This window comes from Falsiroseomonas sp. (assembly GCF_030695085.1).
In the GTDB taxonomy this organism is placed as follows: domain Bacteria; phylum Pseudomonadota; class Alphaproteobacteria; order Acetobacterales; family Acetobacteraceae; genus Falsiroseomonas.
Window position 1 is genome coordinate 39,011 of the sequence record NZ_JAUYTS010000011.1, and the last position, 7,450, is coordinate 46,460.

The following is a 7,450-nucleotide window of genomic DNA, read 5'->3' on the forward strand; positions in this document are numbered from 1 at the left end:
TCATGCCGGAAGCCCAGGCGGCAAATCAGACCGTGGCGGAGGCGCTGCTGGCCGCGCTGGCCCAGCGTGGCACCAGGCGAATCTGGGGCGTGCCCGGCGGCGGGTCGTCGCTGGATGTGATCGCGGCGGCGCCGCGCTTCGGCATCGACTTCATCCTGGCAAGGCAGGAAGCCAATGCCGCGATGATGGCGCTGGCGGATGCGGAGCTGACCGGCGCGCCGGGGGTGGTGATGACCACCAAGGGCCCTGGCGTGTCCAACGCCGCCAATGGCCTGGCCTGCGCCATGCTGGAACGCGCGCCGCTGCTGCTGCTGTCCGATGGGTTTACGCCCGCGCAGCTCGCCTATGTGACGCACCAGGTCTTCGACCAGCAGGCGGCGACGGCGGCCATCTCCAAGGGCTATGCGCGGGCGGAAGGGGATGCGGCGGCCGACGAAATTGGCGCGCTGCTGGACCTGGCGCTGGCCGCCCCGCGCGGCGCCGTGCACCTGGACCTGACCGGCCAGGCCGCGCGCCGCATGGCGCTGCCGGCCGCGCCGCGCGTTGCAGAACCAGCGCCAGCGCCATCCTTCGGCGATGCGGCCGCGCTGCTGGCGCAGGCGCGGCGGCCGGTGATCCTGGCCGGGGTGGAAGCGGCCGAACCCGAGGCCACCGCGGCGCTGCGCGCATTGGCGGAGGCGCTGGGCTGCCCCGTGCTGGTCACCTACAAGGCGAAGGGCGTGCTGCCGGATGCGCACCCGCTTTATGCCGGGCTGTTCACCGGCGGATCGCTGGAAGCGCCCTGCGTCGGCGCGGCGGATCTGATCATCCAGGTCGGCCTGGACCCGGTGGAGTTGATCCTGCAGCCCTGGCGCTACACCGCGCCGATCCTCGACGTGGCATTGCGGCCGCATCCGGTGCGCTACGCGCAGCCGAAGGCGGCACTGCATGGCGATCTTGCGAGCAGCCTGGCCAAGCTGCGCGCCACGCCCTCTGATTGGTCGCGCGCTGAGATTGCAAAGCTGCGTGCCGAGGCGCTGGCGGCGCTGGAATGGCGCGGGCAGGGCGGTGTTTCCCCGCCGGATATCGTGCGGCTGGCGCAGCAGGAAGCGCGGGCGGCCGGGCACAGCCCGCGCGTCGCGGTGGATGCGGGGGCCCATATGTTCTCCGCCACCGCCTTCTGGCAATGCGAGGCGCCGCGCGACCTGCTGATCTCGAACGGGCTCGCCTCCATGGGCTTCGCGCTGCCGGCGGCGCTGGCCGCGGCGCTGCATGACCCGGCGCGGGGCGCGGTGGCCTTCACCGGCGATGGCGGGCTGATGATGTGCATCGGCGAATTGGCAGCCGCCGCACAGACCGGGGCGAGACTGGTGACGGTGGTGTTCAATGACAGCGCCTTGTCGCTGATCGACATCAAGCAGCAGCAGCGCCAACTGGCCCCTGCCGGCGTTGCTTTCACGCCGACGAACTTCGCCCAGGTGGCGGAGGGTTTCGGCGTGCGCGGCTTCCATGCCGATACGCCCGGGGGCTACCGCGAGGCGCTCCGTGCCGCCTTCGCGGTGGATGGGCCGAGCCTGATCGACGTGCAGGTCAACCCCGCCGGCTACCCCGCGCAATTGCAGGCGATGCGCGGCTGATGAGCCTTTCCGCACTCCGCCTAGGCACCGCCTGGGCGCGCATCGCCGGCCTGATGGACGAGGCCGCCGAGGCCTTCGTCCGCACCAGTTTTTCGTCTGTCGTGCGTGACAATTGGGACATGGCGGTCGGGCTGATGGACAGTGCCGGCCGGCAGTTCGCGCAATCCTCACGATCCGTCCCCAGCTTTGTCGGCACCATGCCGGTGACGCTGGCGGCGATGCTGCGCAAGATTCCGGCGGAGCGGCTGGTGGATGGCGATGTGCTGATCTCGAATGACGGCTATCTCGGCACCGGCCATCTGAACGACATCACCATGGTCAAGCCGGTGTTCCACGCCGGCCGCATCACCGCCTGGATCGGCAGCACCTTCCATGCCACCGATATCGGCGGCGCGCCCAGCGTGGAGGCGCGCGATTCCTGGGAAGAAGGCCTCACCATCCCCGTCGCCCGCATCCTGCGCGGCGGCGTGGAGAATGAGGATGTCATCGCCTTCCTCGAAGCCAATCTGCGCCTGCCGGAGGAAGTGCTGGGCGACCTTCGCGCGCAATTCGCCATGTACGACCAGGCCGCGCCGCGCCTGCTGCGCATCCTGGCCGAAGAAGGCATCGCGGATGCCGATACACTTTCCGCCGAAATCTTCGCGAGATCCGAACGCGCGATGCGCGAGGCGATCGCGGCGGTGCCGGATGGCGAGGTGTTCGATGAGGTCACCGCGGATGGCTTCGAGCACCCTGTCACCATCCGGCTTCGGCTGGAGGTGAAGGGCGACCAGCTCACGCTGGATTTCACCGGCACGGATGCACAGATCGCGCGCCCGGTGAATTCGCCGCTGAATTTCTCCCGCGCCTATTCCAACTACGCGGTGAAATGCGCCTTCGATCCGACCACACCGAACAATGATGGCTGCTTCCGGCCGATCACGCTGATCGCGCCCGAGGGCAGCATCGTGAACCCGCGCCGCCCGGCTCCGGTCTGGGGCCGGCATCTGACGGGGCATTACCTGCCCATGCTGGTGCTGTCGGCGCTCGGCCAGCTCATCCCGGATCGCGTCGTCGCCGAATCCGGAAGCCCCTTGTGGAACGTGTATTTCACCGGGGAACACGCGGATGGTCGCCGCTATGTCCGCATGTTCTTCATGAATGGCGGCCATGGCGCCGCCGCCAGCCATGACGGCGCCGCCTGCCTGTCCTTCCCCTCCAATGTTGCGACGCAGCCGGTGGAGCAGTTCGAGAATGCGGCGCCGATGCTGATCACGGAGAAATCGCTGATCCCCGGCAGCGGCGGCGATGGCGCGATGCGCGGCGGGCTGGGCCAGCGCCTGGGTTTTCGGGTGATCGGCGACAAGCCCGTCACCGCCACCTACCGCCACGAACGCGTGCAGCACCCACCGCGCGGGCTGCTGGGCGGCGAGGCGGGGCGCGGCGGTCGCGATCTGCTGAACGGCACGCAGGTCGCCGCCAAGGCCCGGCTGGTCCTGCAACCCGGCGACACGCTGGTCTTCGAAACCCCCGGCGGCGGCGGCTTCGGCTCGCCCGCGGAGCGCAGCGCCACAGCGCGAGACCACGACGCAGACGAGGGCTACCTGTGATGCAGCCCTGGCAGATCGGCGTCGATATCGGCGGCACCTTCACCGATTTCGTGCTGCTCGACACGCGCGATGGTCGCCTGCTGAACGGCAAGGTGCTGACCACGCCACATGCGCCGGAACAGGCCGTTCTGGCGGGCATCGCGGCCCTGCTCGCGCAGCATGGCGTGGCACCTGCCGAGGTACGCCATGTGATCCACGGCACCACCCTGGTCGCCAATGCGCTGATCGAGCGCCGCGGCGTGCCAACCGGTTTCCTCACCACCGAGGGGTTCCGCGACGTGCCGGAAATCGGCACCGAACTGCGCCACGACACCTACGACCTGTTCATGCGCCGCCCCGACCCGCTGGTACCGCGGCGCCTCCGCCTTGGCGTGCCGGAGCGGCTGCGCGCGGATGGCGCGGTGCTGACGGCGTTGGATGAGGACGCCGCGCGCACGGCGATCCGTGCGCTGCGCGACGGCGGCGCGCAGGCGCTGGCCATCTGCCTGCTGCACGCCTTCCTCAACCCCGGGCATGAACGCCGCCTGGCAGAAATCGCACGGCAGGAAGCGCCGGAGCTGACGCTGTGCCTGTCCTCGGACCTGGTCCCCGAAATCGGCGAATACGAACGCGGCACCACCACCATCTGCAACGCCTATGTGCAGCCGGTCTTCGAACGCTACCTCGCCCGCCTCGGCGACGGTCTGCGCGGCGCCGGCCTGACCGGCCCGCTGTTCCTGATGCTGTCCGATGGCGGCACGGTGCGGGAGGATGTGGCGGCGCGGCACCCGATCCGCCTGGTGCAATCCGGCCCAGCCGGCGGCGTGCAGGCGGCGCGCGTGATCGGTGAATCCGCCGGTGCCGGAGATATCCTCTGCTTCGACATGGGCGGCACCACGGCCAAGGCCGCGCTGATCGACAATGGCGAGCCGCAGCGCAGCCTCGATTTCGAAGTGTCCCGCGTCGATCGCTTCCGCAAGGGCAGCGGCTTTCCGCTGAAGGTGCCGGTGATCGAGATGATCGAGATCGGCGCTGGCGGCGGCTCCATCGCCCGCGTCGATCGCCTCGGCCTGATCCGCGTCGGCCCCGACAGCGCCAGCAGCGACCCCGGCCCCGCCTGCTACGGTCTTGGCGGTACGCTGCCCACGGTGACCGATGCCGACCTGCTGCTCGGCTACCTGGCGCCCGGCAGCTTCCTCGGTGGCGACATGACGCTGGATGTGGCCGCCGCCGAACGCGCCATCGCCACGCATATCGGCGCCCCGCTCGGCCTGTCCGCGCTGGAGGCGGCCTGGGCGGTGCATGAGACGGTGAACCAATCCATGGCGCAGGCCGCCGCGGTGCATGCGCTGGAAAAGGCGCGGCGGATCGAGGGCTATACCATGGTGTCGATCGGCGGCGCCGGGCCGGTGCATGCCTGCGCCATCGCCATGAAGCTCGGCCTGCCGAAGCTGGTCTCGCCGCCTGGCGCGGGCGTCGCCTCTGCCTTCGGGTTCCTCGCCGCGCCGATCTCCTTCGCGCATCTGCGCGCCATGGTCGCACCGCTGGCGACGCTGGATCTCGACCGGCTGCGCGTCCTGCTGGCGGAGATGGAGGCGGAAGGCCGCGCCATGGTGGCGCAGGCCGGCGTCACGGATATTTCCATCCGCCGCATCGCTGCCATGCGCTACGCCGGCCAGGGCTACCAGGTGGAGGCGGAGGTCGCGTCACTGGATCGCGATGCGCTGCGCCAGGCCTTCGAGGCCGAGTATCGCCGGCTTTATGGCCGCACGGAACCGGGCCTGCCGGTGGAGACGGTCGGCTGGCGCGTCATCGTCGCCGGCCCGACGCCGAAGCTGGAACTGGCCCGCCCGCGTGAAGGCGCCGCGCAATCCCTGAAGGGCTCGCGCCCGGCCTGGTTCGGCACCGGCTTCGTCGAGGCCGCGGTGCATGACCGCACCGCCTTGCGCCCGGGCGATACGCTCGCCGGCCCGGCGCTGGTGGAGGAACGCGAGAGCACCCTGGTGCTGCCGCCCGGGTCCCGCGCCACCGTCGATGCGGCGCTGAACCTGATCGTGGAGTTCAACTGACGGCCGTGCGCCATTCCGGATGCGCGCTGGTGGTGCCGCGCACCACCGCCTCATAGGCGGCCTGCAAGCGCTGCGTGACGGCGCCCGGCTTGCCATCACCCACCGGCAGCCGGTCCACGCTGGTCACCGCCACCAGCTCCTGCCCCGTGCCGCAGAGGAACACCTCATCCGCCACATACAGCTCCGTCCGGTCCACATCGCGCTGCTCCACCGGAATGCCGGCCTCGGCCGCCAGCACCAGCACCGTGTCGCGTGTCACGCTTTCCAGGATGTCGCTCGACTTGCCCGGTGTCACCAGCACGCCGTCGCGCAACAGGAAGATGCAGGCGGCCGCGGCCTCCGAGAGTTTGCCACGCTGGGTCAGCAACAGCGCGCTGTCATAGCCATCCGCACGCGCCTGGAGGTTCGCCAGCCGGCTCGCGTGATAATTGGCGGAGGCCTTGATGCGCGGCGGCATCGCATTGTCGGAAAGGCGGGTCCAGGACGACACGGTGGCGGCCAGCCCGCTGGCGAATTTCGCCGAACGCTCCCGCGGCAGCGCCGCCACCACCCAGCCCACCGGGCCGGTTGTGGCCAGCGTGCCGATTGTCTCGATCTGCGCCTGCAGGCGGATATAGGCATCCTCATCCGGCGCGTTCAGCCGCACCACTTCCAGCACCGCGTCGCGCAGCGTCGCCGTGCTTGGCGGCGCGTCGAAGCGCATCACCTTCATGCCCTGTTGCAGCCGCGCCAGATGCTCATCCAGCCGGAACACGCTGAAGCTGCCATCCGCCGGGTTGCGATAGGCGCGCAGCCCCTCGAACACCGCCACGCCATAGGCGACGCCGACCGCCAGCGGATGGATCCGCGCCTCCGCGAAGGGTATCGCCTGGCCGTTGTGGATGATGGTGTGGGCGTGCCACATGCAGCGTGTTCCCTCGCGACGTTCCGGCGAGTGTGCGCGGCCCGATCTCCACCGACAAGACAGTGAGGAACCCGATGACGCCGCTCGACCCGATGCTGCTGCCCGAGGGCCTGCGCACCCGCATCATCCCCAACGTCAACGGCCTCGCCGTGCATGTGCTGGAAGCGGGGCAGGTGGGGCAGCCGGCCATCCTGCTGCTGCACGGCTTTCCGGAACTCGCCTTCTCCTGGCGCAAGGTGATGCCGGCGCTGGCCGCCGCGGGCTACCACGTCATCGCGCCCGATCTGCGCGGCTATGGCCGTACCACCGGCTGGTCAGCGGGTTATGACGAGCCGCTGGCGCCCTTCCTGCTGACCAACATGGTGCGCGACCAGCTCGCGCTGCTGGAGGCGCTGGGCATTGCCTCCGTGCGCGCCGTGGTCGGCCACGATTACGGATCACCGGTCGCCGCCTGGTGCGCGCTGATCCGCCCGGATGTGTTCACGCGCGTCGCGCTGATGAGCTCGCCCTTCGCCGGCCCACCCGCGCGGACGTCCGCGCCCGATGTGCATGCCGCTTTGGCCGCGCTGGACCCGCCGCGCAAGCACTACCAGTGGTACTATGCGGAACGCCGCGCCGCCGCCGACATGGACCACCCGCCGCAGGGCCTGCACGCCTTCCTGCGCGCCTACTACCACCACAAGAGCGCCGACTGGCCCGGCAACAACCCCTTCGCACTCACTGGCTGGACGGCGGAGGAATTGGCCAGGCTGCCCGACTACTATGTGATGCCGCTGCACGCGACGATGCCCGAGGCCGTCGCCCCCTTCATGCCGGCGGGCGAGGCGCCCTGGCTGACCGATGCGGAACTCGCCATCTATGCCGGCGAATATGCGCGCACCGGCTTTGCCGGCGGCCTGCAATCCTACCGCTGCGGCACCGGCGGTGCGAATGCGGCGGAACTCGCCCTGTTCCGCGGCTGCCGCATCACGGTCCCCGCCACCTTCATCGCCGGCGCCAGCGACTGGGGCATCCATCAGTTCCCCGGCGCATTGGCGAAGATGCAGACCGAATCCTGCACCGATTTTCGCGGCCTGCACCTGATCCCCGGCGCCGGGCACTGGGTGCAGCAGGAACAGCCGGCGCGCGTGGCTGCGCTGCTCAGGGATTTCGTCGCCGCCTGATCACTCCTCCGCCGGCAGCCAGACCTCCAGCGTGCCGGGGCTGGGCTGCGGGGTGAAGCGCGTCAGGTCATGCAGCCGCCAGCCGGGGCCGAGCGCCGTGGCCAGGCGCTGCGCGAGTGCCGCGTCGGAG

Annotated in this window: 5 protein-coding genes; 4 read left to right on the forward strand and 1 reads right to left on the reverse strand. The window is 70.3% G+C overall.

What is annotated here, in order from left to right; all coding sequences use genetic code 11:
- Positions 1–2: 2 nt before the first annotated feature.
- From Q8S40_RS01170 to Q8S40_RS01180, 3 genes are read left to right on the forward strand one after another with little or no spacing between them, the layout of a single operon-like run.
- Positions 3–1,616 carry a thiamine pyrophosphate-binding protein gene (locus Q8S40_RS01170; protein ID WP_305668960.1) on the forward strand — a complete coding sequence of 538 codons (1,614 nt, stop codon included), beginning with the start codon at positions 3–5 and terminating at the stop codon, positions 1,614–1,616.
- Positions 1,616–3,205, forward strand: coding sequence for a hydantoinase B/oxoprolinase family protein (locus Q8S40_RS01175; protein WP_305668961.1), 1,590 nt, complete (start codon positions 1,616–1,618; stop codon positions 3,203–3,205). Before Q8S40_RS01170 ends, Q8S40_RS01175 begins: the two co-directional genes overlap by 1 nt.
- Positions 3,205–5,253, forward strand: a complete 2,049-nt coding sequence (locus tag Q8S40_RS01180; protein WP_305668962.1) for a hydantoinase/oxoprolinase family protein — start codon at positions 3,205–3,207, stop codon at positions 5,251–5,253. Before Q8S40_RS01175 ends, Q8S40_RS01180 begins: the two co-directional genes overlap by 1 nt.
- Here Q8S40_RS01180 and ilvE read toward each other — a convergent pair.
- Positions 5,246–6,157 carry a branched-chain-amino-acid transaminase gene (gene ilvE, locus Q8S40_RS01185; protein ID WP_305668963.1) on the reverse strand — a complete coding sequence of 304 codons (912 nt, stop codon included), beginning with the start codon at positions 6,155–6,157 and terminating at the stop codon, positions 5,246–5,248. The two genes, Q8S40_RS01180 and ilvE, sit on opposite strands and share 8 nt — an antisense overlap.
- A gap of 74 nt (positions 6,158–6,231) precedes the next feature.
- Here ilvE and Q8S40_RS01190 point away from each other — a divergent pair, with 74 nt between their 5' ends.
- Positions 6,232–7,320: an alpha/beta fold hydrolase gene (locus Q8S40_RS01190; RefSeq protein WP_305668964.1), complete on the forward strand. Its 1,089-nt coding sequence runs from the start codon at positions 6,232–6,234 to the stop codon at positions 7,318–7,320.
- Positions 7,321–7,450 lie beyond the last annotated feature (130 nt).